This window comes from Micromonospora globispora (assembly GCF_003857015.1).
GTDB classification, from domain to species: domain Bacteria; phylum Actinomycetota; class Actinomycetes; order Mycobacteriales; family Micromonosporaceae; genus Micromonospora; species Micromonospora globispora.
Genome location: NZ_QGGF01000334.1, coordinates 1 through 1,901, shown reverse-complemented (window position 1 = coordinate 1,901; position 1,901 = coordinate 1). Strand labels below are relative to the sequence as shown.

Here is a 1,901-nt window from a genome sequence, read left to right as displayed (position 1 = left end):
ACCCTCGCCCTGGCCGCCGACGCGTTCGTGGTCAGCACCGCGGCCGGCCCGGACGTGGTGGCCGGCTATCCCTGGTTCGGCGCCTGGTCACGGGACACCATGACCTCCTACGAGGGCCTCTTCCTCTGCACCAACCGCGCCGACGAGGGGCGGGCGCTGCTGCGGGCGTACGCGGCGACGCTGTCGGAGGGGATGCTGTCGAACACCGCCGACACCGGGCGGGTGGAGTACAACACGGTCGACGCGACGCTGTGGTTCCTGCACGCGGTGACCCGGCACGTCACGGTCACCGGCGACACCGACCTCGGCGACGAACTGCTGACCGCGCTGCACGCGGTGGTGGAGGCGCACCTGGCCGGCACCCGGTACGGCATCGGCGTCGACCCGACCGACGGGCTGCTCACCCAGGGCGGCACCCCGGGCACCGCGCTGACCTGGATGGATGCCCGGGTGTACGGGGTGCCGGTGACGCCGCGTACCGGCAAACCGGTGGAGGTCAACGCGCTCTGGGTCAACGGGCTGGCCGGCCTGGCCGAGCTGACCGAGCTGGTCGGCCGGGACGCGACCGCGCTGTGGGGGCTGCACACCAGGGCGGCCGCCTCGTTCCGGGAACGGTTCCCGGCGCCGGTGGGCTGGCTGTACGACGTGGTGGACGGGCCGGCACCGGCGTACCCGCTGGGCGGGGCGGCGCACCACGACGACGACCTGCTCCGCCCGAACCAGCTGCTCGCCTGGTCGCTGCCGTACGCCCCGCTGGAGCCGGACGAGGCGACGCTGCGCCGGATCACCGCCGGGCTGTTCACCCCGCTCGGCCCGCGCAGCCTCTCCCCCGACTCGCCCGGGTTCGTCGGGCGGCACCGGGGCGGGCCGGCCGAACGGGACTCCGGCTACCACCAGGGGACGGTCTGGCCCTGGCTGATCGGGCCGTTCGTCGACGCGTACCGGCGGGCCGGGCTCCCGACCGATGACCTGCTCGTCGGGCTTGAGGGCCATCTGACCGAGTACGGGCTGGGCTCGGTGAGCGAGACGGCCGACGGCAGCCCGCCGCACGCCGCGACCGGCTGCCCGTTCCAGGCGTGGTCGGTCGCCGAGTTGCTGCGCGTCCGACGCAACGGATAGGCACGCGTTACACACCGGCAACGGCCACGTCTCCGCTGGTTATCGACCGCTCGGCAGGATTGGCCCCGACCCCGGGCGAGGCGGCGGGCAGGGTCGGTCGGCGCGCGCCCCGGGACACAACTCCAAGGGGGCCGCATGTCACCTGACGCCGACGTGATCGACATCCACCCCGCCCGGCACCAGCGGGTGCTGATCCTGTCCTGGGAGTACCCGCCCGTGCTCGTCGGTGGACTCGGCCGCCACGTGCACGCCCTCTCCGTCGCCCTGGCCACCGCCGGCCACGAGGTCACCGTCGTCACCCGGCACGCCGAGGGCGCGCCGCTGGAGGAGTACGCCGAGGGGGTGCGGATCCTGCGGGCGCCCGAGGATCCGGTCACCTTTCCCCTGGCGACCGGTTCGCTGCTGGCCTGGACGATGGCGTTCAACCACACGCTCACCCGCACCGCCCTGCGCGCCGCCGAGTCCAGCGGGTACGACGTCATCCACGCCCACGACTGGCTCGTCGCGCACACCGCGGCGACCCTGGCCGAGCACCTCGACCTGCCGCTGGTCACCACCATCCACGCCACCGAGGCCGGCCGGCACCAGGGCTGGCTGCCGGAGGAGATGAACCGGACCATCCACGGCGTCGAACACTGGCTCAGCAACGCCTCGGCCCGGGTGATCGCCTGCTCCGGCTACATGCGCGACCAGGTGGCCCGGCTCTTCGACGTACCGACCGGACGGATCGACGTGGTGCCGAACGGGGTCGACGAGCGGGCCTGGCGCGCCCGCCCCCGGGC

General features: G+C 74.1%; 2 protein-coding genes. Both read left to right on the top strand.

Annotation, left to right across the window (positions count from 1 at the left end):
• A partial coding sequence (locus DKL51_RS16445) for an amylo-alpha-1,6-glucosidase (RefSeq protein WP_311768053.1) occupies positions 1-1,119 on the top strand: 1,119 nt, incomplete at its 5' end.
• Between the two features lie 135 nt (positions 1,120-1,254).
• Positions 1,255-1,901: glycosyltransferase family 4 protein (locus DKL51_RS16440; protein ID WP_148097804.1), on the top strand; the 647-nt coding region annotated here is incomplete at its 3' end.